The organism is Lentzea sp. NBRC 105346 (genome assembly GCF_030269605.1).
GTDB lineage: Bacteria > Actinomycetota > Actinomycetes > Mycobacteriales > Pseudonocardiaceae > Lentzea.
Genome location: NZ_BSTQ01000024.1, coordinates 78,978 through 101,001, shown reverse-complemented (window position 1 = coordinate 101,001; position 22,024 = coordinate 78,978). Strand labels below are relative to the sequence as shown.

Sequence of the window (22,024 nt, the reverse complement as noted above, 5' to 3'; positions counted from 1 at the left end):
GTGGGCCGCTTTCAGGCGGCCGCAGTAGCTGTGCGTTGACAACGACCACAGGCCGCCCGCGTCGGGTGGCCTTCTCTTTGCGCCCGGTGTGGCGGCCCTTTACCGAAGGGCAGCAAAGTAATGATCCGGTTGTCGGCCATCACTCCGTCCGGTCACGTTCAGTTGGGCAACCACCTCGGCGCCGTGCGGCGGTGGGCCCGCGAGGGCACGCCAAGCGACGTGTACTTCATCAGCGACATGCACGCGATGACGACCCCGCACAACCCGGCCCGCCTGCGAAGTCTCACCGCGGAACAACTGGCGGTCCTGATCGCGGCCGGGGTGGCCCCGGAGAGCGTGTGCGTCCAGTCCGACCTCGTGCGCGAGCTGGGCGCCCTGACGTGGGTGCTGGAGTGCACCTGTACCTACGGCGAGGCCGCGCGGATGACGCAGTTCAAGGAGAAATCCGTGGGCCGGTCGTCCGTGCGGCTGAGCCTGCTCACCTACCCGGTGCTGATGGCGGCGGACATCCTGCTGCAGAACGCGGCCGAGGTGCCGGTCGGCGAGGACCAGCAGCAGCACGTCGAGCTGGCCCGCGCGCTGGCCCGGCGGTTCAACCGGACGTACGGCGAGGTGTTCACCCTGCCGAAGGCGGTGCTGCCGCCGGCGGGCGCGCGTATCAAGGACCTGGCCGATCCCACGAAGAAGATGGCCAAGTCCGCCCGTGACTCGGCCGGCACGGTGTTCGTGCTCGACCCGCCGGACCTGGTGCGCCGCAAGATCCGCAAGGCGGTCACCTCGCCGGAGGGCGTCGCGAACCTCGTGGACGTCCTCGTCGCCTGCACCGGCAAGGAGCCCGAGGACTACGCGGACCGGTTCGCCGAGCTGAAGGACGTCGTCGCCGACGCCGTCATCGAGGAGCTGCGCCCGGTTCGCGAGCGGACCACGGAGCTCCTCGGCGACCGCGCGGAACTGGACCGCATCCGGGCCACGGGTGCCGAGCGAGCTCGCTCCCGCGCACAGCACACGCTGGACGCGGCGCTGCGGTTGTCCGGTCTCACCTGAGGAGGTGCTCCAGATCCGCGACCAGCAACCGGTCGGCGGGCAGCCAGTCCAAATCCACCAGCTCGCCGGCGGTGAGCCACCGAAGTGCCTTGTGCTCCAACGCTTCCGGCTCACCGCCGTCGAGCTTCGCGGCGAAGATCCGCAACAGCAGGTCCGTCTTGAGCGGCACGTCCGGGCCGACCTGTTCGCCCACGACGACCGCGACGCCCAGTTCCTCCAGGCATTCCCGCACCAGGGCGTCCGCCGGCGTCTCGCCCGGCTCGACCCGCCCGCCGGGCAGTTCCCATTGCCCCGCATGGGATTCCGGGTACGCGCGCTGCTGCGCGAGCAGCTTCCCGTCCCGCACGATCGCCGCACCCACGACGACCCGCGCGTCCACGAGTTCGGCCGCTCGGGCCGCGAGCGCCGCGGAACGCCTGTGCAGCAACCGCAACGCGATCCAGCGCCCGATCGTGAAGTCCAATGGCTTTCCGAGGGAGCGCCACGAAACCCGGTGCACGGCCAGTGTTCCCGCACCCGTTTCGACCAGATCGGACGAAACGGTCCAGCGGCCGTCACCGGTGAACTCCAGCAGCGCGCCGGCCACCGTGGGCAGCGGCGCTTCGACCAGCGCGGAGGAGCGAAGTTCGGGCACCAGCGATCCTTACCAGGACGGCCAGCGGATCTCCAAACGCGCGCCGCCCGAAGGCGACTCGCCCGCGCGAACGGACCCGCGGCGCCGTCTCACCAGGTGCGCCACCAGCGCCAGCCCGAGGCCGAAGCCGCCCGACGCGCGGCCGCGGTGCTCCTCGACTCGGTAGAACCGGTCGAACACGCGGGTCCGGTGTTCAGCCGGGATCCCGTGCCCGTCGTCGTCGACGATCAGCCGCACGTCCCGGCCCGCGGGCAGCACGGACACCGTGACCAGCGTGTGCGCGTACGTGGCGGCGTTGCGGAGCAGGTTGTCGATCACCAGCTCGACTTCGGACCGCGTCGCCGACACCAGGCACGCAGAAGGCGGTGCGGTGAGCCGCACCAGCAACTCGGTGTCCAGCCGCGCGATCGCGGCCTCGGCCGCCAGCACGAGGTCCACGGGTTCGGCGCGCGGCGGCTCGCCGGTGTCCGCGCGGGCCAGGATCAGCAGCGCGTCCACGAGGGCCGAAAGCCGTTGGGACTCCTCGACAACGGACTCCAGCACCTCGATCGAGAAGTCGGGGTCGGGGTGCGCGACGGCGACCTCGGCCTGGGCACGCACGGACGTCACGGGCGACCGCAGCTCGTGCGCGGCGTCGCCGGTGAACCGGATGAGCCGCTCGGTCGCCTCGTCGCGCCGCGCCAGCAGCGCGTTCAACGCCTCGGCCAGCGCCTGCAGCTCGTCGCGCGCGGTGGGCACCGGCAGGCGTTCGCCGCGAGGCAGCTCGGCGGCGGCCAGCCGCATCCGTTCGACGGGGCGCAACGACGACCGCACCGCGAGCCAGGTAGCGATGCCCACGAGCCCGGCGACGAGCACCGCGGCCACGGCCAGCCAGCGCGTGCCGAGCTCGTTGGCGTTGCGGTAGCCGAGCAGCACGTCGCCCGCCACCTCGAGGCGCGGCGTGCCGTCCGGTGCGAACACGACGGACCCGCGCCACCGGTGCGCGGACGCGCCCTCCAGCCGCAGGACCGGTTCACCGCCCTTGAGCTGCCGGATCTCGGCGGGCGTCAGGTCCAGCGGCGGCCCGCCGTCCACCGGCGCGCCGGAGATGTCGAGCACGCGCTTCTGGCCACCGTGCGCGATCTCCTGGTCGACCGCGCTGACCTGCACGCGCCCGATCAGGCCGGGCGCCAGCAGGGTGAACGCGAGCAGGCACAGCAGGGCCACGCCGGTCGCGACGACGGTGATCCGGAACCGCAGCGTGCGCCGCAACCACCAGCGGCGTGGGTTCACCTGCGGCCCTGTTTCGACTGGCTCAGCGCGGAGTCGAGGTCCGGTGTGGACGCGATGTACCCGTGCCCGCGCACGGTCTTGACGACCTCGCCCGCTCCCATCGCGTCGAGCTTGCGCCGCAGGTAGCCGACGTACACCTCGACCGCGTTGCGCGTGGCGGCCTGCTCGTCGCCCCACACCGTGCGCAGCAGCTCGTCCTTCGTCACGACCGAGCCCGCGCGCGAGGCGAGCACGTCCAGCACCGCGTACTCGCGCGGTGAGAGCGACAGTGCCTCACCACCCCAGGTGACCTCGCGCAACGCGCGGTCGATCACCAGCTCCCCCAGCGTCAGCCTGCGCCGTTCCCCGCCTCCGCGCCGCAGCAGCGCCCGCACCTGAGCGACGAGCACGACGAACGAGAAGGGCTTGACCAGGTAGCCGTCGGCGCCGAGGTCGAGCCCGTCGGCCTGGTCGAAGTCGCCGTCCTTCGCGGACACCATCAGCACCGGCGTGCGCACGCCCTCGGCGCGCATCCGCTCCAGCACCCGGTAGCCGGACAGGCCCGGCAGCATGATGTCGAGCAGCACCACGTCGAACGCGCCGGTCAGCGCGACGCGCAGCGCCGTGGGCCCGTCGGCCGCGGTGACGACCTCCATGCCCTCCGCCGACAGTCCGCGTTCCAGCGCGCGGCGCACGCCGATCTCGTCGTCCACGACCAGCACCCGAGGCTTCACACGGCACAGCATGCCGCTTCGAGGGGACAATCGCTGGCGGTTCCTCAGTGCCTTCTCAGCATCTCAGCGGGGTCTCAGCAAGGCCCGAGCACTGTGTGAGGTGTCCGAGACAACAGGAGGGGACATGAACAAGCGAAAGGTGACCCTGGCCGCCGCGGCGGCCGGTGTGGTCACGGGCGTCGTCGGGCTGGGGGCGCTCGCGATGCCGGCGGGCGCGGGCCAGCCGCCGAACCTGCCCGAGGTCGACGCCCAGTCACTCGTACAGTCGGTGCTCACCGCGAAGCCCGGCGCGTTCGGCGGAACCGTCGAGGCCGTGAACAGCCTGGGCCTGCCCGCGATCAGCGGCATCCCCCAGCTCGCGGACGGCACGCACAGCGCGCGGATGTGGAGCGATGGCGAGGGCCGCCTGCGGCTGTCGCTGCCGGACGGCCAGTCCGAGCAGACGATCGTCGACGACGGCACCACCACCTGGTCGTGGGACTCGCGCAGGAACGAGGTCGGCAAGCTCGAGCACGGCCAGAACTCCGAGCCGCAGACGTCGAAGGCCGATCCTGTCGCCACCGCACGTGAACTCGTCGCGGAGATCCAGAAGTCCAGTGACGTGAAGGTCGACGGCACCGCCCGCGTGGCCAACCGCGCCGCGTACGAGCTGGTGCTGACGCCGAAGCCGACGGAGAAGACGCTGCTGCGCGAGGTGCGCGTGGCGGTCGACTCCGAGATGCGCATCCCGTTGCGTGCCGCGATCTACACCAACGGCACGAACGCGCCCGCCGCCCAGGTCGGCTTCAGCGACATGAACGTGGGCCCGCAGGACCCGGCGCTGTTCAAGTTCACGCCGGCGCCCGGTTCGAAGGTCGTCGAGGGTGACAAGGAGCAGGCGAAGGAGCACGTCGACACCGTCGACCAGGCCTTCACCTCCGCGAAGCCGCAGATCTTCGGCGAGGGCTGGGACACGGTCATCGGGGTTCGCGTCCCGGCTGAAGCCCTGGGCCAGGTTCCGGCCGAAGGGCAGGGCCTGATCGAGAAGTTCACCAAGCAGGTCAACGGCGCGTGGGGCAGCGGCAAGCTGTTCACCACGAAGGTCGGCAACATCCTGCTGGCCGACGACGGCCGAGTGGTCGCCGGCGCGGTGCCGGAGCAGGTGCTCTTCGACACGATCGGACAGGTGAAGTGACCACCTCGACCAGCGTGCCGGTGACGTCGCCGGTTGTTTCAACGGCCGTCGCCGCTCGAACCCGCGGTCTGCGCAAGGTGTACGGGCACACGGTCGCGGTCGACCGCGTCGACCTGGAGCTGCCGGAGGGAGCGGTGCTGGGCATGCTCGGTCCCAACGGGTCGGGCAAGACCACCACCATCCGGATGCTGCTGGGCTTGGTGCGGCCGACGCAGGGGGAGATCGAGCTGCTCGGCCGGCCCTTGCCGGACGGCGCCGAGCACGTGCTGCCGCATGTGGGTGCGCTGGTCGAGGGTCCTGGGTTCCACCCGTTCATGTCCGGGCGGGAGAACCTGTTGCGGTGCGCCGCTTTCGAACCGCTGCTACCCACCGGTTCAGTGAAAACGGCCGTGGAAGACGCCCTGGAACGCGTCGGCCTGGCCGCCGCGGCGCACCGCCGCTACCGCGGGTACTCGCTGGGCATGAAGCAACGCCTGGGCCTGGCCGCCGCGTTGCTGGTGCAGCGCAAGCTGATCGTGCTCGACGAACCCACGAACGGCCTCGACCCGGCCGGCACCCGCGAGGTGCGCAAGGTGATCGCGGACCTGCACGCGGCGGGCACGACCGTCATGGTGTCGTCGCACCTGCTCAGCGAGGTCGAGGCAACCTGCACGCACGTCTGCGTGCTGCACCGCGGAACCGTTGTGGCGCAAGGGGAACTAAGCGATTTGTTGCAGGCGGGCGGTTCCGCGCTGCAAGTGATCACACCGGAGGTCGAGCTCGCGCTGACCGCCCTGCGGCAGGCCCGAATCTCGGCCCGCCCACTGGGTGAGGGCCTGCGCGTGGAACTCACCGGCACATCGGCACCCGCCGTCGTCGAAACCCTCGTTCACGCAGGAGTCCCGGTGCACGAGGCGACGCGGTGGAAGACCGGCCTGGAGGAACTCTTCGCCCGGCTGACGGAGGCCGAGGAATCCGAGCACAGTCTGTCCGCTGTGGACACTCTGGACGGGGGTGCGTCGCGATGATCGTGCGTCAGATGCGGTCGGAGCTGCGCTGGATGCTGCGGCGCCCGCGCACGTTGATCGGGCTGGTCGGACTGTGCCTGGTGCCGATCGTCTTCGGTTTCGGCACATGGCTCGCGACCAGGGACGGCGACGGCGGCGGGGGTGGCGGCCTCGAGGCGATCCTCAAGGGCAACGGCCTGGTGCTGCCGATCTTCACCCTGTTCCTGTCGGCGGCACTGCTGCTGCCGATGGTGGCGTCGATCTGGGCGGCCGACGGGCTGGCCGGCGAATCCCAGCACGGCACGCTGCGCGGACTGCTCATCGCACCCGTGTCACGGGTGCGGCTGCTCGGCGTCAAGTTCTTCGGCCTGGCCACGATGTCGCTGTTCGCGGTGACCCTGATGGCGGTCGTCGGCGTCATCTCGGGCATCGCGTTCCTCGGCAACGACGGCATGCTCACGCTGTCCGGCAACGTGCTGTCCGGCTGGGAGGCGTTCGGCCGGATCGCGTTCTTCGTGGTGCTGGTGACCTTCCAGATGGTGTCGATCGGCGCGGTCGGTCTGGCGATCTCCGCGTGCACCGAGCACCCACTGGTGGTGCAGGCGTCCATCATGGCGGGACTCATCGTGTTCGCGGTCCTCGGCAGCCTGCCGTCGCTGGACTGGCTGCACCCGTTCCTGATCACGAACGCCCTGCCGGGGCTGGTCGACGTGATGCGCGACCCGATCCCGACCGGCCAGATCTGGGACAGCACGCTGCTCGCGGGCTGCTACCTGATCATCGGCCTGTCCCTCGCCACCATCCGGCTGGTCACGAAGGACTCCTGACCCGGTCACGACGCGGGTCCGCCAACCGGCTGGCCTCGTCGTGTCCTCGCTCGGTCATGACCGGGGTTCCGCATTCCAGCGGGCCCCTACCTCAGTCACGACGCGGTCCGCGATCCAGCGGGCCTCGTCGTGTCCTTCCCTCGGTCACGACACGGATCGGCAATCCGGCGAGCCCCTACTTCGGGTCACGACACGATCCGCGATCCGCCGGGCCTCATCGTGTCCCCGGCTCGGTCACGACGCGGGTCCGCGATCCGGCCGTCCGCATTCCGCCGGGCCTCATCGTGTCCCCGGCTCGGTCACGACACGGGTCCGCGATCCGGCCGTCCGCATTCACCGATCACGACGCGCTCCGTGCGCCCGCGTACGGGCCTCGTCGTGTGCGTGGATCCGTCGACCTCGTAGTGATCGTTCCGGCTGCTCCGTGTCCGGCCACGGAACCCCGACTCCGCTCATATCGCTCGCTGCCCCCGCGCGCTTCCTTTTGCGCTTCAAGCGTACCGCCGGGGTCCGACAATTTTCGGCGCTCCACCGAGTGGTGCTACCAACGATGTCACCCTAAGAGGTGACGCGGCCCTTCCGCATCGTCACGACGCGGTCCGCGATCCTGCGGGCCTCGTCGTGATCGTGAGTCACCAGTATCGCAGTAGTCCCCGACGACCGCAGCAGCCGAGCGAGATCGTCGGCCAACTGATCACGCAACTCCCGGTCCAGAGCGGACAGTGGCTCGTCCAGCAGCAACAGCCGAGGCCGAGGCGCCAAAGCCCTGGCGAGCGCAACCCGCTGCTGTTCACCACCGGACAGCTGAGTGACCTTGCGGTGCTCATAACCGTCCAGCCCGACGAGCTTCAGCAGCTCCGAGATCCGCTCCGCCCGATCGCCACGCGAAACCCCCTGCATCCGCAGCCCGAAAGCCACGTTGCCAAAAACATCGCGATGCGGAAACAGCTGCCCGTCCTGGAAAACGATGCCGAACCCCCGCTTGTGCACGGGAACCGAGCCCATATCCAAGGAGTCCCAGCACACAGATCCACTGGCCGGCGTCTCCAACCCGGCGATCGTGCGCAGCAACGTCGACTTGCCGCAACCGGACGGGCCGAGCAGAGCAACAACCTCGCCGTTCGCCACCGATAGATCCACGCCGGCAACGGCAACAGTCTGTCCATATCGGACGGTGATGTTCGAGACCCGCAGCATCAGAACTCCTCACCGCTCGGCACCCGCAGCCGCTCGATGAGCAGCACACACGCGATCGTCACGACCATCAGCAGAGCGCAGGCCGCGTACGCCATCTGGCTGTTCAACGCACCGGGCCGCGACATCAGCCGGGCGATCACGATCGGCAACGTCGGCGCGTCCGACCGCGCGAGGAAGCTGGTCGCGCCGAACTCCCCCAGCGCCACCACGAAACCGAAACCCGCCGCCGCCACCAAGGACCGCCCGACGATCGGCAGGTCGACCTCGACCCACACCCGCGCCGGGCTCGCGCCGAGCGTCGCGGCGGCCTGGCGCAGTCGTTCGTCCACCGACCGCAGCACCGGCAGCACCATCCGCACGACCAGCGGCGTGACGACGAGCGCCTGGGCTAGCGGCACAAGCATTGGTGACGTACGGAAATCACCGGGCAGCGCGTCCATGGTGACGAGGTAGCCGAAGCCGACCGTCACCGCGGACACGCCGATCGGCAGCATCAGCGCGGTGTCCAGCGCCTCGGCGAGCCGGCCGCCCGAACGTTTCAGGCCGATCAGCACGAACGCGGAGAAGACGCCGACGACCAACGCGATCGCGGTGGCGTCGGTGGCCGTGCGCAACGAGTTGAGCGCCGCATCGAGACCTGACACCGCTAGGGTTCCACGATCTCCGGTCGACGCCAGAGCACGATAGCCGGCCAGACTCCAACCATCCCTTGTGGACAGAGATTTCAGCACTAGCCCGACCACCGGCGTGAACAACGCGACGACCACGGCCGCGGCAACGCCGACCACCGCCCACTCGCCACCAACGGGCTTACGCGCCAGCTCCTCCCGGCCGCGCAACTGCAGCGCGGTCTCCCGGCGCCGCCGAGCGAGGCCGCCGAGCAGCAGCACCGCCAGCACCGCGGTGAACTGCAGCAGGGACAACGCGGCCGCACCGGACAAGTCGAAGAGCTCGACCGTGCGGAGGTAGATCTCGGTCTCCAGCGTCCGGTACCGCGCGCCACCGAGGATCAGCACGACGCCGAAACTGGTGGCGCAGAACAGGAACACGACCGCCGCGGCCGAGCCGATCGCGGGCATCAGCGCGGGCAACACGACGTTGAGAAACGCCCTGGGCCGCGACGCACCGAGCGCGCGGGCGGCGTCCTCAGCGCGCCGGTCGGTGTGCGCCCAGAGGCCGCCGACCGTGCGCGCGACGACCGCGACGTTGAAGAACGCGTTGGCCAGCACGATCGGCACTACGCCGCCGTCCGGCCAGAACGCACGGAACGCCAGGCCCACCACGACGGTCGGCAGCACGAACGGCACCATCACCGCGGCCCGGATCAGCCCGAGTCCGCGGATCCGGCAGCGGGCCAGCACGAACGCGACCGGCAGACCCGCTACGACGGCGATCAGGGTGGACGCGGCGGCCTGGCCGAGTGTGAACGCGACCAGGTCCCACGTGTCCGAGCTGGTCAGAGCCGTATCGAGGCCGCCTTCACGCAGCCCGAGCGTGATGATCGCCAGCACGGGCCACGCGAAGAAGACGGCCAGGAAACCCAGTGGCAGCAGGGCTGCCGCTGACCAGGCCAAACTAGACCGGGTCAGCCTTGCACGAGCTTGCGCCACTGCTCGACCCACTCTTCACGCTTGTCGCGCACCTTGTCCGCGGGCAGCGTCTGCGGTTTCTCCGGCAGCGGCGCGGACTTCGCCCACGACTCGGGCAGCGCGACGCCTTCGCGGGACGGGTAGACGTACATCTGCTCCGCGACCTGGGCCTGGAACTTCTCGCCCAGCAGGAAGTCCACGACCTTGCGCGCGTCCTCGGCGTTCTTCGCGCCGTTCAGCACGCCCGCGTACTCGACCTGACGGAAGCAGGTGTCGAGCAGCGCTTTGGTGCGGCCCTCCTCGGCGGACGGCGACGAGGCGTAGGAGACGACGATCGGGCGCGGCCCCTTGCCCGCCGATCCGGAGAACTCCTGGTTGTAGGCTTCTTCCCAGCCGCTGACGACCTTCACGCCGTTGGCCTTGAGCTTGGTCCAGTAGTCCTGCCAGCCGTTCTCGCCGAACTTCGCGATCGTGCCGAACAGGAACGCGAGGCCCGGCGAGCTGGTCGCGGGGTTCTCGACGACCAGCTTGTCCTTGTACTTCGGGTCCGTGAGGTCCTCGTACGACTTGGGCTCGTTACCGGCGAGCGCGCCGGGGTCGATGTTGAGGCACACGTCGCCGATGTCGACGGCGTGCAGCTTGCCGGAGTCATCCGCCTTGTACCGCTGCGCGCCCTTGTCGTCCTCGGGCGACTTGTACTCGGCGAAGACGCCCTCCTGCAGCGCGCGGGAGGCGAACGTCGAGTCGACGCCGAACGCGACATCGCCGATCGGGTTGCCCTTGGTGAGCACGAGCTTGTTGGTGAGCTCACCGGCGTCGCCGCTGGCCAGCTGCTTCACCGTGATGCCGCTGGTGCGCTGGAACTCGTCCAGCACCTCCTGCTTCACGACGAACGAGTCGTGCGTCGCGAGGGTGACCTCGTGCGACTTCGGCGCCTGCGGCGCGGTCGAGCAACCTGCGGCGAGCAGGGCTACGAGCAAGATCCTTTTCATCATCTCTCCCTACGCCGGCATGAACCGGATCAGGTGGACGGTCGAGGGCTGGCGCGCCCTCCTCTCAGCCCGGCGCAGCACCGGACTCCCGTGGCAAACGCGCAGCTTACGCCATGTGGTGGGACGATCTGGGCATGGCCGAGCTGCTGACCGACGATCAGGTGACCGAGGTTCTTGGCAAGCTGCCCGACTGGACCGCGGAGAACTCCGCGCTGGTCAGGACCGCCGAGCTGGCGAGCTTCCCGCAGGCGATCATGGTGGTGAACCGCATCGCCGAGATCGCGGAGAACGACAACCATCACCCGGACATCGACATCCGCTGGCGCACGCTGACGTTCCGCTGCAGCACCCACTCGAAGGGCGGGATCACGGCGCTGGACGTGTCGTTGGCCGAGGAAATCGACGGTGTGCTCGACAGCGTGAGCTGACGTCCGCCAGGATGTGCGTCACCGCCGCCTCGAGTGAGAGGCATTCCTCGATGCGGTTGCGCACAACACTGGTGGTTTTGTCGGCTTTGACCGGCCTGTTCGTGACGCCGGTCGCCGCTCAGGCCGTCCCCTGCGCGGTCACCGACGCGATGACGAAGGCCAGCCAGAACTGGCTGACCAACGGCCCCGACCTCGCGGCGAACAACTGGTCCAACGCGAACTACCACGTCGGCAACCTCGCGCTGGTGCGCACGACGGGCATCAGCAACCACAAGACGTGGCCGTGGGTGAAGGCGAACAAGTTCCTGCTGCCGCTGGACGCGGAGCACCCGTTCGCACCCGACGCGCAGTCGTCCGGCGAGGCCTACCTCGACGTGTCGTACTTCCACCCGGAGCCCGAGGTGCTGCAGCCGCTGCGGGACAACCTGCGCGCCCAGGTCGCGTCGGGCAAGTTCTACTGGAAGTCGCCGGACGCGCTGAACATGTCGCTGCCGTCGATGACGCGCATCGCGCTGGCCGACAAGGACCAGGCCATGCTCGACTACGCGCACCGGTCGTTCCGCGTGTTGAAGGCGCGGTCGTTCAACGAGTTCACCGGCCTGTGGTCGTTCCACACGCAAACCAACGGCTGGGCGGTGCAGGGCCTGGCGAAGGCGATCCTGTGGCTGCCCGCGGACAGCCCGGCGCGGGCCGACTACGCCAGGTCGTTGAAGCGCACGGCGGCGACGTTGAAGCACTTCCAGCGCCCGGACGGCTTCTGGAACTCCTCGCTGATCGCCGGTCGCGGCATTGAGTCCGCCTCGACCGCGATGATCACCTACGCGATCGCGGCGGGCATCAACGCGGGCGTCCTGGACAGCGCCACCTACCTGCCCGTGGTGCAGAAGGGCTGGGCGGCGCTGACCGGCAAGGCGCTCCAGGCCGACGGGAAGTTCGGCTACGTGCAGGCGCGCGGCTCGCACAAGCCTTCGTCAGCCGCTGACACCGCTGGGTTCGCGGTCGGCAGCTACCTGATCGCCGGGCAGCAGGTCGCCAAGCTGACGCCGGGTTGCTAGTCCGATCGCGGCCAGCGTGAGCAGGCCCGCGGCCGGGTAGCCCCAGCCGAGCAGGGAGTAGTACCAGGGGCGCGGGAAGTCCCAGATGTTCGGCTGGGCCATGAGCAGGAATGAGACGAGGTAGCCGCCGGTCAGCAGCACCCACAGGCCGGCGGCCACCGCGCAGAGCCGGTGTCCGCCCCGGTAGATGAGCCACATCAGGGCGGGCACCATCCACACCCAGTGGTGGCTCCACGAGATCGGACTGACCAGCAGGCCGAGGAACTGGACGCTGATGATCAGCGCCAGCGTGTCCTTCGTCTTGCTGACGGCGTACCAGGTGAACGCGGCGGCGACCAGCACGCACACGATGTACGGCAGCCCGGTCTTGACGTCGTAGCCGAGCGTGCGGCTGATCGCACCGCGCATCGACTGGTTGATCGCGCTGCCCACGGGTCCGACGCGGCTGGCGTCGCCGAGCAGCTCGAACCAGAACTTGTTGCTCTGGTTTGCCGAGATGAGGTGCCCGATCCCGAACGTGGCCACGAACGCGACGAACGACCAGACCGCGGCGGCCCAGCGCTTCGTGATCAGGAAGTAGAGGCCGCTGATGGCCGGGGTCAGCTTGATCCCGGCGGTGAACCCGACGCCGGCGCCGGCGATGTAGCTGCGTGCGGCGGCCAATGTGCCGATGAGGATCGCGGCGAGCACGAGGTTGATCTGCCCGTAGTTGAGCGTGGTCCGCACCGGTTCGATCCACAGCGTCAGCGCGGTCCACAGCATGACGCGCCGCGGGTCGGCCTTGCCGATGAGCTTGAGGCTCGTGCGGACGATGAACCACAGGCACGCCAGGCAGATGATCTGCCACACCCACCGCGACGCCTCCCACGAGATCCAGCTCATGGGCGTGAAGATCGCGGCCGCGAACGGCGGGTACGTGAACGGCAGCGGGAAGACGTCGGCGTACTGATCGAGCCGCCATTCGTAGAGGTCACCGCTGAACAGGTGGGGTGATCCGTTCCGGTAGACCAGGAGATCGATCATGGTCATCTTGGTCTGGAACTTCACCATCAGCAGGTGGCCGGCGACGGAGATGGCGAGCAGCCACGGTGCTACGGAGAGCACACGTGCTTCCACAGCACGGAGTTTCACCGAAATCACGTTACCGGAGGCAACATCACCGGGTACTCGGGCGTCAGGTGACATGGAGAGATCTACTCGAGGGAGTTCTTCTGATCATGTCTGTTGATCTGGTCGTCGCCGGCCTGGCCGCTCTCGGCATGCTCGCGACGGCGTTCGGCGTTTTCGCGGTAGCCGCACGTACCAAGGGGCTCTGAGTGCGCACGAAGGGGCCCGGCCGTCACGGCCGGGCCCCTTTCTCATGCATTGTCAGAAGTAGTGCGCACGACCGCCAACCGGACGACCAACAGCGCCGAGAACGGCGAGGATCGCGCCGATAACCAGCAGTACGACACCAATCGTCGTCAGGATGCTGATACCAGCCAACCACCCGACGACCAGCAGGATCAGACCGAGAACGATCATGACACCTCCAAGTGGGGAAACCTTTCCTGAGATACCCCGCACCGGTGCCGTGAAACCCGTTTTTCTTTCCGTGACGGGTTGATTACGCCATTCCGACCAGTCCAGATTTCCGAGCGTGCCGGTTGACGTGCGCGCGATGATCGGAGCGTGACCGCGCCATTTCACATCGTGCTGCGTGACGCGATCCGGCAGCGCGGCCTACCGCTCGATCGCCTGCGCTCTCATCTGGCGCAACGCGGGATCAGGGTGGGCCTCGCCACGCTGAGCGACTGGCAACACGGCCGCACGTGGCCGCATCCCAACTCGGTGCGGGCGATCGACGCCCTGGAGGACATCCTCAACCTGCCGCAACGCTCGTTGACCGGCCTGCTCGGCACGCAGCAGGGCCTCGACGAGCACAGCGGCCCCCTGGGAGAGCTCCTGGGTTCGCTGCCGCGTGCTCGCGCGTGGGATCTCGAGTCCCTGACCGAGGAGAGCACCGTCGTGGTCGGCGCGGACCACCGCGCGACGTTCCGCACCCGCAAGCTGGTGCGCGCCCGCCGCGACGGCGTGGACCGAGCGGTGGTCCGGTTTCTCAGACAGCCCCAGCAGCCCGTCGACCAGCTGCTCGTCACGCCGATCCGCAACTGTTCAACCGGAAGGCTGCTACGGCACCCATCGAACGCGGCGATGGTGTACGAGCTGCTGTTCGGCCAGCCGCTCGCCGCGGGTGAGACGTGGCTGTACGAGTACGAGATGCGCAGCTCATCACCGTGCGACGAGTTCGCACACGGCGTCGTGCACCCGGAGGGCACATACGTGGTGGAGGTCAGGTTCCACCCTGAGGAACTGCCCTCGGCGGTGCGCGGCTACATCCGTGCCGACCTGTACGACGACCGGCGGCGGGTGACCGAGCTGACGCTCAACACCCACCACGCCGTGCACCTCACGTCGACCGGGATGACCGCCGGGGTGCTCGGCATCGAGTGGGAATGGATCGGCGGTTAATCCATCGACCACCCGCCCCAGCTGAGACGAACCGCGTGCCGGCAAACGAGCGTGGAGTGGGGCGTGTGAGCAAGAGCGCTCCCACATGCACAGAGGAGCAGTAGTTGATGACCATGCGCAAGGCCGCGCTCATCGCCCTGATGAGCGCGCTCGTACTCGGCGTCCCGGCCCAGGCCGGCGCGGCGGCTCGCCCGAGCAAGTGGAGCGACCCGTTCACGTGGAAGCAGTGCAACTCGGCCCAGCGGGCGGCGATCGCCTACGGCAGGCTCAAGACGCCGTGCACCTACTTCTCGGACGGCTACTACTACTTGGAGATCTACACTGACTAGACGTTGAAGCGGAACTCCACGACGTCGCCGTCGGCCATGACGTAGTCCTTGCCCTCCATGCGGACCTTGCCCGCCGCCTTCGCGTCGGCCTTCGAACCGGCCGCCACCAGGTCGTCGAACGACACGACCTCGGCCTTGATGAAGCCCTTCTCGAAGTCCGTGTGGATGACGCCCGCGGCCTGCGGGGCGGTCGCGCCCCGCGGGATCGTCCAGGCACGCGCTTCCTTGGGCCCCGCGGTGAGGTAGGTCTGCAGGCCGAGGGTGTGGAAACCGGCACGGGCCAGGGCGTGCAGCCCCGGCTCGTGCTGGCCGATGGACTCCAGCAGCTCGCGCGCGGACTCCTCGTCCAGCTCCAGCAGCTCGGACTCGACCTTGGCGTCGAGGAACACCGCGTCGCCGGGTGCGACGAGCTCGCGCAGTTCCTTCATGCGCGCCTCGTCGCCCAGGACGCCCTCGTCGGCGTTGAAGACGTAGAGGAACGGCTTGGTGGTGAGCAGGCTGAGCTCCTTGAGCAGCTCACCGTCTACTTCGGACTGTGCGGCGAACAGCGTGCGGCCGGAGTCGAGGATCTCCTTGGCCTTCTTGGCGTTGTCGAGCGCGGCGCGACGGTCCTTCTGCATCCGCGCCTCCTTCTCGATCCTCGGGATGGCCTTCTCGAGGGTCTGGAGGTCGGCGAGGATCAGCTCGGTGTTGATGGTCTCGATGTCGCTCGACGGGTCGACGCGGCCGTCGACGTGCACGACGTCCGGGTCGTCGAAGACGCGGATGACCTGGCAGATCGCGTTCGCCTCGCGGATGTTCGCGAGGAACTTGTTGCCCAGACCCTCGCCTTCGGACGCGCCCTTCACGATGCCCGCGATGTCGACGAACGACACCACGGCGGGCACCTCGCGCTCGGAGCCGAAGATCTCGGCGAGCTTGGTGAGGCGGGCGTCCGGCAACGGCACCACGCCGACGTTGGGCTCGATCGTGGCGAACGGGTAGTTCGCGGCGAGCACGTCGTTGCGGGTCAGCGCGTTGAACAGGGTGGACTTGCCGACGTTGGGCAGGCCGACGATACCGAGGGTCAAACTCACGAGCGACGAGTCTACGGCAGCGGAAGGTCATGTCCGATTCCCGCGAGCCCTATGCGGTTTGCGCTGGCAGGATCGGTGTCATGTTCGTCGACGAGGAACGCGCCTACCGAGCGGTCGCCGCCCGCGACGCGCGGTTCGACGGGTGTTTCATCCTCGCCGTGCGCACGACCGGGATCTACTGCCGGCCGTCGTGCCCGGCGGTGACCCCGAAGCGGCGCAACACCCAGTTCTTCCTGACCGCGGCCGCCGCTCAGACCGCCGGCTACCGCGCGTGCCGCCGCTGCCTGCCGGACGCGGTGCCGGGCTCTCCGGAGTGGAACCTGCGAGCCGACCTGGCCGCCCGCGCCATGCGCCTGATCTCCGACGGCGTGGTCGAACGCGACGGCGTCCCCGGTCTCGCAGCCCGGCTCGGTTACTCGGAACGACACCTCACCCGAGTGCTCAACGCCGAGCTCGGCGCGGGGCCGTTGGCATTGGCTCGCGCCCACCGTGCCCACGCCGCCAGGCTGCTGATCGAGACGACCACGATATCGTTCGCCGACATCGCCTTCGCGGCGGGCTTCGCGTCGATCCGCCAGTTCAACGACACGATCCGCGCCGTGTTCGCCTCAACGCCCTCGGAAATGCGAGGACGTGGCCGTGTGCCGAAGGCTTCGCCAGGACGCATCGTCCTGCGGTTGCCGTACCGCCCCCCGTTCTTCGCCGAGGGCTTGCTCACTCACCTGGCTGCTGACGCAATCCCAGGCGTCGAGGAAGTGACCTCGACGTCCTACGCGCGAACCCTGCGCCTGCCTTTCGGTGTCGCGACCGTGCGGCTGGTCCCTCTCGACGGCCACGTCGAATGCTCGCTGCGCCTGTCCGACGTCCGGGACCTCGGCAGCGCCGTGACGCGCGTGCGTCGGCTGCTCGACCTGGACGCAGACCCCGCCGCCGTCGACGAGTTCCTAGGCGCCGACCCCGCGCTGGGTCCGCTGGTGCGCGCCACCCCAGGGATCCGCGTAGCCGGCAGCGTCGACGGCGCCGAGACGCTGCTTCGCCTCACACACCCGGCGGTGCCTGTGGGTGCGGCTCTGGCCCAGCCCGACGACGCGCTCACCCACCTCTTCCCCACCACCATCGACGACTGCGCGGTGTGCACTGCGCTGGCCGACGGCAGCCTCGTGGTCGACGTCGGCCGCGACGCCGACGACCTGCGCGCCGAGCTGATCCCGCTGGTCGGCCCGGTAGTCGCGGACACGGTGGTGATGCGCGTGCTCGGCGCCCCCGACGTCCTGCCACTGTCGGACCCGGTACTCGCCGGCGCCGCCGCGCTCGGACTGACCGACCTAGCCTCACGCGGCCGCAGCTGGCGACCGTGGCGCTCCTACGCCGGAGCGCACCTGACCAGAAAGGCGATGTCATGACCGTGGCACATTCGTCCACTGTGGACACCCCTGCGGGGCCGTTCACCGCGATCGTCGCAGCGGACGGAGCGGTGCTCGCCAGCGGCTGGACCGCGTCGATCGACGCGCTGCTGCCGCAGGTCCACACCTCGCTGCGTCCCACGGAACTCCGCGACCGCCGCGACCTCGGCGCCGTCACGGCCGCCATCGTCGCCTACCACCGCGGCGACTTCGACGTCGTCAACGACATCGAGGTACGCCAACGCTCCGGCGAGTTCATGGAGTGGGCATGGTCGGTGCTGCGCGGCGTCCCCGCCGGCAAGCCGGTCTCCTACGCCGACTACGCCACGCTCGCCGGGCGCCCGGCAGCGGTCCGCGCGGCCGCGACCGCCTGCGCCCGCAACGCCGCCGCGTTGTTCGTGCCGTGCCACCGCGTGGTGCGGGCCGGTGGCGGGATCGGCGGGTTCCGGTGGGGCGTGGACGTCAAGCGCTGGCTGCTGGAGCACGAGTCCAAGGTCTCGTGACCAGATGGCTAGGCTGCTGGACTGCCGTGGTGCAAGCCTTCACGCTGATCGAGACGACCGCGCCTTGCCCGTGGGCATCGCCGAGTTGATCTACGTCAACGCGCTCGCACCAGATGTCCAGGACGGGAGACGCGGAGTGCTGCTGCTCGGCCTGCTGTCCGAACCCGGCGGCGCTGAACTCAGCGCCCGGCCACACCGGCCAGCCCTGGTAGTTGTTGGTCGACCAGGTCGCTAGGCGATCACCTCCAGCGTCGACCCGGTGCGCGCTTTGTGTACGCGCAGCCGTGTCGGGATTCGTTGCCGCAGTTCCTCGACGTGTGACACCAGACCGACCACGCGGCCACCTGCGCGCAGTTCGTCGAGGGTGTTCATCACCGTGTCGAGCGTGTCGGAGTCGAGAGTGCCGAAGCCCTCGTCGACGAACAGGGTGTCGAGCAGCGCGCCGCCTGTCTCGTTCGCGACCACGTCGGCCAGACCGAGAGCGAGGGATAGGGACGCGAGGAAGGACTCGCCGCCGGACAGGGTTTTCGCCGGGCGCTCGCGGCCCGAGTAGTCGTCGAGCACGTCGAGGCTGAGGCCGCCGCGGGTGCCGCGCGCGCCCGCCTCGTCGGAGTGCACGAAGCTGTAGCGGCCCTGGCTCATGCGGTGCAGGCGGGCGCTCGCGGCTACGGCGACCTCCTCCAGGCGTGCCGCCAGCACGTACGAGCGGAGCGTCATCTTCTTCGAGTTCTGGCCGCGGCCGTTGATCACGTCCGTCAGAGCGTCCAGTTCGGCGAACGAAGCCTCCAGCGGTTCGAGCGACGTCCACTCGGCACGCAGGCGGGAAGCGAGTTGGGCGACACGTTCGTGCGACGAACGCAGCCGGCTCAAAACAGCGGCCGCCTGCTCTGCCGCGGCACGGGCGGCGGAGGCACGGGCGGTGACCTCCTCCAGGTCGACTTCCTCGTCCGGCGACACGTCCGGCAGCTCGGCCAGCGTCGCCTCCGCCGTGGCACGCGTTCGTTCCCAGGCGCCGATCTGCTCGTCCAGCTCGGCGATCCTGGCTTCCGGCCTTGCCGCTGCCAACGCCGAGGCCACGTCGGCGAAACCGGCTTCGGCCGCCAGTGCCGCCGCCGACTCCCGCTGCTCCTCCAGCCGGGCGCGGGCCGTGACGACGGCTGCCTGGCGGTCCGCGAGATCGGTCAACGCATGCGCGAGGTCGAGCAGGTGGGCGCGGCGCGTCACCACATCAAGGTGCTCGCCGCGCGCCTCGTCGAGGCGAACCGCCCGTGCCGCAACGGTTTCGCGCAGCTTCTTGTCCTCGGCGCGCAGGCCGGCCAGCTCCTGTTCGATGCGGCCTTTTTCCGCACCGAGGTCACGCATGCGCGCTTCCAGGCCGACGAACTCGTTCTGCCGCTGTGACCTGGTGCGGGCAAGAGCCGCGGCTTCACGGAACTCGGCGATCACCTCGCTCGGATCCGCGGCACCGAGCACCTCGCGATAGCCGTCGAGCCGCGACGCGGCCGCCTGACGCGCCTGCTCGGCCAGGCTGCGCTGCTCCAGCGCGGACTGCTCGCCCGCCTGTGCCGCCTCCTCGTCGGAAGCGTCCACCGAGTCCAGCATCGGCTGCGCGGGCGACGGATGCTGACGCGACCCGCATACCTTGCACGGACGTCCTTTCCGCAACGCCCCCGCCAGCTCGACCGCCATCTCCTCGAGGCGTTGCTGACGCACCCGCTGCAGCACGTCCTTCGCGTTCTGGTGCACGTCGATCGCCTGTCGCAGGCAGTCCTCGGCGCGAGTCAATGCCTCCAAAGCGTCCGGCAGGTGGGTGGCCGCCTCGAACCGCATCCGCAGACCGTCCAGCCGCGCGGCCGCCTCCTGCGCCTGGTCCAGCTGCGAACGGCACACCGAAAGCTTCTCCGGCAACGTCTCCAGCTCGGCGTTGAGCAGTTCGAGCCGGTGCTGAACGCGGTGCTCGACGACCTCGATCTCCTCGATCCGCAGGATGTCCAGCCGGTGCTGCTTCGCCTCGGCCGCGAGCTGGTTCAACGCCCCGGCCTCCTCGCGCAACCGGGAGGCGTCGTCGCGCAGGTCCGACCCGGTGTACCCGAGCCGGGACACCGCCGCTTGAGCCTTCGCCTCGTCCGACACCGCGAAGTCGAGCGACGTGCTGAGCCTGCCGATGGCCTGGTGCGCGGGAACCACGGTCACCGCGCGCCGGGCAGCGTCCCGCTCCGCGATCCATGGCGCCGGGTCGCCGAGCGAGCCCAACGCCTGACGAGCTTGCCGCACCCGTTGCACGCGCTCGGCGTGCACACGAGCCTCCGTCAGCGCGGCATCCGCGGCCTGCCGCGCCGCCGACATCTCCGCGGCGCGCTGCGTGGTTTCCTCAACGCCCTCCTGCAGGCGTTTCTCCAGCCCGCTCAACCACTCCGCGTCCGCACCGTCATCAGGTGGCTCCTCAGCGGCGGCCTCGGCGACCCGGCCGACCAGGTCACGCGCCACCTGTCTGCGTTGTTCCAGCACGCGCCCGGCGGCCACGCGCTTGTCGCGGAACCAGTTCTCCACGTCGAGGAACCGCTGCGTACCGAACAGCTTCTCCAGCAGCTTCTCCCGCTCGGCGGTGTCCGCGCGCAGGAACTTCGCGAACTCGCCCTGCGGCAGCAGGACGACCTGGAAGAACTGCTCGTGCGTCATGCCGAGCAGGTCCTCGACGATCATGGCGACCTCGTCGATTCTGGTCACCGCGTCGCCGTCCCAGCCTTCCAACCAGGTGAGCGACGCCTTCGCCGGTTGCGTGGTGAACCCGCCACCGCGCTTCTTCGGCCGGTCGAACTCGGGACTACGCACGATCCGCAGCCGCCGGCCCTGCACCGTGAGCTCCAGCGCCACCGACGTCGGCGTCTCCGGATCCGCGTACTCGCAGCGCAGCTTCTTCACCTCGCCGCGCGCACCGGGCACCCGGCCGAACAGCGCGAACGCCACCGCGTCCAGCAGCGTCGTCTTGCCGGCACCGGTGTCACCGTGCAGGAGGAACAGGCCATCGGCACCGAGAAGGTCGAAGTCGACGGCCTCGGTACTCGGGTATGGCCCGAACGCGGTCAGCTCGAGCGTGTGCAGCCTCATGTCAGCTTCTCCCGTGCCACGGCGGCGAACGCCTCACGCAACAGGTCGCGTTCGCGATCGTTCGGCTCGGCGCCGCGGCTGTCGCTGACGAAACAGCACGCGACCTCCTCGTCCGTCCGCCCGCGCACCCGCTCCGCGTACGTCATCGTGTGCGCACGCCCCTCCTCGGGACGCCACTCGACGTGCACCGCGTGCGGGAACCGCTTCTGCAGCTGCCGCAGGGAATCCATCGGCCGCACCTGGTCGGTGAGGACGAAGGACAGGAAGTGATCCTCCACTTCTTCGTGTTCGGGAGCGGACAACAGCTCGTCCAGCCGTCCGGTCAACGTCGCGAGCCGGCGCGGAACGGGCAACTCGCGGCGTTCCACTCCGGAGAGACCCTCCGGTCCCAGCTCGACCAGCCACACCGATTTCCGTTGCCGCGCCTCGGAGAACGAGTACGCCAACGGACTACCCGAGTACCGCAGGTGTTCCGCGAGCGTCTGCGGGCCGTGCAGATGCCCGAGCGCCACATAGTCGATGCCTTCGAACACCGCCGACGACACGTCCTGCACGCCGCCGACCGCGATGGTGCGTTCGGACTCCGACGGCGCTCCCCCGGTGACGAACGCGTGCGCGAGAACCACCGATCTCGACTCGCGAGTCGCCAGGTCCGAACGGATGCGCCGCATCGCCTCCGTCAGCACGCCCGCGTGACTGCGGCTTTCGACGTTCAACGCGTGGCGCGCCGGTTCCGGCTCCAGGAAAGGGATTCCGTACAACGCGACCGGCCCGTGCGCGTCTTCGAGCAACACCGGTTGATCCAGGTCGGTGATCCGCGTGCGCAGGAACAGCCCGCCGAACTTGGCGAACTCACCGAACACGCCGATGCGCGCCGCGGAGTCGTGGTTGCCCGGCGTGATGACGATGCGCGCTCCGGCCTCGCGAATCCTCATCAGGACACGGGCGCAGACCCCGACCGCGTCGGCGGACGGAACCGCGCGGTCGTACAGGTCGCCCGACACCACGACGACGTCTACCTTCTCGTCGACGACCAGGTCAGCGAGTCCGCCCAGCACCGACTCCTGCTCCGCGAGCAGGTCGCGGCCGTGGAACGTCCGTCCCACGTGCCAGTCGGAGGTGTGCAGGATTCGCATGCCCACGACGCTAGCGGCGGTCTCTGACAAAACTCGGCGAGGGTCCC

At 69.4% G+C, this 22,024-nt stretch carries 20 protein-coding genes and 1 pseudogene; 10 read left to right on the top strand and 11 right to left on the bottom strand.

Annotated features, from left to right (window positions below; translation table 11 throughout):
* Window positions 1-120: 120 nt before the first annotated feature.
* The gene (gene trpS / locus QSK35_RS38695; protein WP_285752862.1) at window positions 121-1,044 is read left to right on the top strand and encodes a tryptophan--tRNA ligase; all 924 of its coding nucleotides are present in this window, start codon (window positions 121-123) and stop codon (window positions 1,042-1,044) included.
* Here the strand turns inward: trpS and QSK35_RS42795 are convergent.
* From QSK35_RS42795 to QSK35_RS38680, 3 genes are read right to left on the bottom strand one after another with little or no spacing between them, the layout of a single operon-like run.
* On the bottom strand, window positions 1,037-1,678 hold the full coding sequence (locus tag QSK35_RS42795) for a (deoxy)nucleoside triphosphate pyrophosphohydrolase (protein ID WP_352244192.1): 642 nt from the start codon (window positions 1,676-1,678) through the stop codon (window positions 1,037-1,039). The genes trpS and QSK35_RS42795 overlap by 8 nt on opposite strands.
* Before the next feature lie 9 nt (window positions 1,679-1,687).
* Entirely contained in the window at window positions 1,688-2,950 is a 1,263-nt protein-coding gene (locus tag QSK35_RS38685; protein WP_285752860.1) for a sensor histidine kinase, read from the bottom strand.
* Window positions 2,947-3,675: a response regulator transcription factor gene (locus tag QSK35_RS38680; RefSeq protein ID WP_285752858.1), complete on the bottom strand. Its 729-nt coding sequence runs from the start codon at window positions 3,673-3,675 to the stop codon at window positions 2,947-2,949. Before QSK35_RS38680 ends, QSK35_RS38685 begins: the two co-directional genes overlap by 4 nt.
* A gap of 112 nt (window positions 3,676-3,787) precedes the next feature.
* Between QSK35_RS38680 and QSK35_RS38675 the strand changes: the two genes are divergently transcribed.
* Genes QSK35_RS38675 through QSK35_RS38665 form a run of 3 tightly spaced genes read left to right on the top strand, consistent with a single transcriptional unit; the run spans window position 3,788 to window position 6,650 of the window.
* Window positions 3,788-4,837, top strand: coding sequence for a LolA family protein (locus QSK35_RS38675; RefSeq protein WP_285752856.1), 1,050 nt, complete (start codon window positions 3,788-3,790; stop codon window positions 4,835-4,837).
* Window positions 4,834-5,844, top strand: coding sequence for an ABC transporter ATP-binding protein (locus QSK35_RS38670; protein ID WP_285752854.1), 1,011 nt, complete (start codon window positions 4,834-4,836; stop codon window positions 5,842-5,844). The genes QSK35_RS38675 and QSK35_RS38670 overlap by 4 nt, the downstream gene beginning before the upstream one ends.
* Window positions 5,841-6,650 (top strand): ABC transporter permease, encoded by an 810-nt coding sequence (locus tag QSK35_RS38665; protein ID WP_285752852.1) that lies wholly within the window; start codon window positions 5,841-5,843, stop codon window positions 6,648-6,650. Before QSK35_RS38670 ends, QSK35_RS38665 begins: the two co-directional genes overlap by 4 nt.
* 567 nt (window positions 6,651-7,217) lie before the next feature.
* On the opposite strand, the pseudogene QSK35_RS38660 reads toward QSK35_RS38665, so the two are convergent.
* From QSK35_RS38660 to QSK35_RS38650, 3 genes and pseudogenes are all read right to left on the bottom strand, one after another.
* Window positions 7,218-7,847 (bottom strand): annotated as a pseudogene (locus tag QSK35_RS38660) (ABC transporter ATP-binding protein); the annotation flags it as partial.
* Window positions 7,847-9,400, bottom strand: a complete 1,554-nt coding sequence (locus QSK35_RS38655; protein WP_285752898.1) for an ABC transporter permease — start codon at window positions 9,398-9,400, stop codon at window positions 7,847-7,849. The gene QSK35_RS38655 and the pseudogene QSK35_RS38660, both read right to left, overlap by 1 nt.
* Window positions 9,401-9,432: 32 nt before the next feature.
* Window positions 9,433-10,431, bottom strand: coding sequence for a thiamine ABC transporter substrate-binding protein (locus QSK35_RS38650; RefSeq protein ID WP_285752850.1), 999 nt, complete (start codon window positions 10,429-10,431; stop codon window positions 9,433-9,435).
* A gap of 131 nt (window positions 10,432-10,562) precedes the next feature.
* On the opposite strand from QSK35_RS38650, the gene QSK35_RS38645 reads away from it, so the two are divergent.
* The gene (locus QSK35_RS38645; RefSeq protein ID WP_285752849.1) at window positions 10,563-10,856 is read left to right on the top strand and encodes a 4a-hydroxytetrahydrobiopterin dehydratase; all 294 of its coding nucleotides are present in this window, start codon (window positions 10,563-10,565) and stop codon (window positions 10,854-10,856) included.
* 77 nt (window positions 10,857-10,933) lie between these two features.
* Complete coding sequence (locus tag QSK35_RS38640) at window positions 10,934-11,911, top strand: glycoside hydrolase family 88 protein (RefSeq protein WP_285752848.1); 978 nt, start codon at window positions 10,934-10,936, stop codon at window positions 11,909-11,911.
* On the opposite strand, the gene QSK35_RS38635 is transcribed toward QSK35_RS38640, so the two are convergent.
* Window positions 11,828-13,042 (bottom strand): mannosyltransferase, encoded by a 1,215-nt coding sequence (locus QSK35_RS38635; RefSeq protein ID WP_285752846.1) that lies wholly within the window; start codon window positions 13,040-13,042, stop codon window positions 11,828-11,830. The genes QSK35_RS38640 and QSK35_RS38635 overlap by 84 nt on opposite strands.
* Before the next feature lie 237 nt (window positions 13,043-13,279).
* On the bottom strand, window positions 13,280-13,435 hold the full coding sequence (locus tag QSK35_RS38630) for a DUF6131 family protein (protein ID WP_167974098.1): 156 nt from the start codon (window positions 13,433-13,435) through the stop codon (window positions 13,280-13,282).
* 147 nt (window positions 13,436-13,582) lie between these two features.
* Here QSK35_RS38630 and QSK35_RS38625 point away from each other — a divergent pair, with 147 nt between their 5' ends.
* Both QSK35_RS38625 and QSK35_RS38620 read left to right on the top strand, forming a co-directional pair.
* Window positions 13,583-14,422 carry a hypothetical protein gene (locus QSK35_RS38625; protein WP_285752844.1) on the top strand — a complete coding sequence of 280 codons (840 nt, stop codon included), beginning with the start codon at window positions 13,583-13,585 and terminating at the stop codon, window positions 14,420-14,422.
* A 107-nt stretch (window positions 14,423-14,529) separates the two neighbouring features.
* Window positions 14,530-14,751: a hypothetical protein gene (locus QSK35_RS38620; RefSeq protein ID WP_285752842.1), complete on the top strand. Its 222-nt coding sequence runs from the start codon at window positions 14,530-14,532 to the stop codon at window positions 14,749-14,751.
* On the opposite strand, the gene ychF is transcribed toward QSK35_RS38620, so the two are convergent.
* Window positions 14,748-15,827: a redox-regulated ATPase YchF gene (gene ychF / locus QSK35_RS38615; protein ID WP_285752841.1), complete on the bottom strand. Its 1,080-nt coding sequence runs from the start codon at window positions 15,825-15,827 to the stop codon at window positions 14,748-14,750. The two genes, QSK35_RS38620 and ychF, sit on opposite strands and share 4 nt — an antisense overlap.
* Before the next feature lie 80 nt (window positions 15,828-15,907).
* Here ychF and QSK35_RS38610 point away from each other — a divergent pair, with 80 nt between their 5' ends.
* Entirely contained in the window at window positions 15,908-17,230 is a 1,323-nt protein-coding gene (locus QSK35_RS38610; RefSeq protein WP_285752839.1) for a DNA-3-methyladenine glycosylase 2 family protein, read from the top strand.
* Window positions 17,227-17,733 (top strand): methylated-DNA--[protein]-cysteine S-methyltransferase, encoded by a 507-nt coding sequence (locus tag QSK35_RS38605; protein ID WP_285752837.1) that lies wholly within the window; start codon window positions 17,227-17,229, stop codon window positions 17,731-17,733. Before QSK35_RS38610 ends, QSK35_RS38605 begins: the two co-directional genes overlap by 4 nt.
* Window positions 17,734-17,964: 231 nt before the next feature.
* Here QSK35_RS38605 and QSK35_RS38600 read toward each other — a convergent pair whose 3' ends face one another.
* The gene (locus tag QSK35_RS38600) at window positions 17,965-20,841 is read right to left on the bottom strand and encodes an AAA family ATPase (protein WP_285752835.1); all 2,877 of its coding nucleotides are present in this window, start codon (window positions 20,839-20,841) and stop codon (window positions 17,965-17,967) included.
* The gene (locus tag QSK35_RS38595; protein WP_285752833.1) at window positions 20,838-21,977 is read right to left on the bottom strand and encodes an exonuclease SbcCD subunit D; all 1,140 of its coding nucleotides are present in this window, start codon (window positions 21,975-21,977) and stop codon (window positions 20,838-20,840) included. The genes QSK35_RS38600 and QSK35_RS38595 overlap by 4 nt, the downstream gene beginning before the upstream one ends.
* Between the last annotated feature and the right edge of the window lie 47 nt (window positions 21,978-22,024).

Coding starts and splice junctions, on each gene's coding strand:
- QSK35_RS38600 (WP_285752835.1), bottom strand. CDS start 20,841: ATGAGGCTGCACACGCTCGAGCTGACCGCGTTCGGGCCATACCCGAGT.
- QSK35_RS38680 (WP_285752858.1), bottom strand. CDS start 3,675: ATGCTGTGCCGTGTGAAGCCTCGGGTGCTGGTCGTGGACGACGAGATC.
- QSK35_RS38645 (WP_285752849.1), top strand. CDS start 10,563: ATGGCCGAGCTGCTGACCGACGATCAGGTGACCGAGGTTCTTGGCAAG.
- trpS (WP_285752862.1), top strand. CDS start 121: ATGATCCGGTTGTCGGCCATCACTCCGTCCGGTCACGTTCAGTTGGGC.
- QSK35_RS38650 (WP_285752850.1), bottom strand. CDS start 10,431: ATGATGAAAAGGATCTTGCTCGTAGCCCTGCTCGCCGCAGGTTGCTCG.
- QSK35_RS38620 (WP_285752842.1), top strand. CDS start 14,530: ATGACCATGCGCAAGGCCGCGCTCATCGCCCTGATGAGCGCGCTCGTA.
- QSK35_RS38610 (WP_285752839.1), top strand. CDS start 15,908: ATGTTCGTCGACGAGGAACGCGCCTACCGAGCGGTCGCCGCCCGCGAC.
- QSK35_RS38595 (WP_285752833.1), bottom strand. CDS start 21,977: ATGCGAATCCTGCACACCTCCGACTGGCACGTGGGACGGACGTTCCAC.
- QSK35_RS38675 (WP_285752856.1), top strand. CDS start 3,788: ATGAACAAGCGAAAGGTGACCCTGGCCGCCGCGGCGGCCGGTGTGGTC.
- QSK35_RS38630 (WP_167974098.1), bottom strand. CDS start 13,435: ATGATCGTTCTCGGTCTGATCCTGCTGGTCGTCGGGTGGTTGGCTGGT.
- QSK35_RS38605 (WP_285752837.1), top strand. CDS start 17,227: ATGACCGTGGCACATTCGTCCACTGTGGACACCCCTGCGGGGCCGTTC.
- QSK35_RS38665 (WP_285752852.1), top strand. CDS start 5,841: ATGATCGTGCGTCAGATGCGGTCGGAGCTGCGCTGGATGCTGCGGCGC.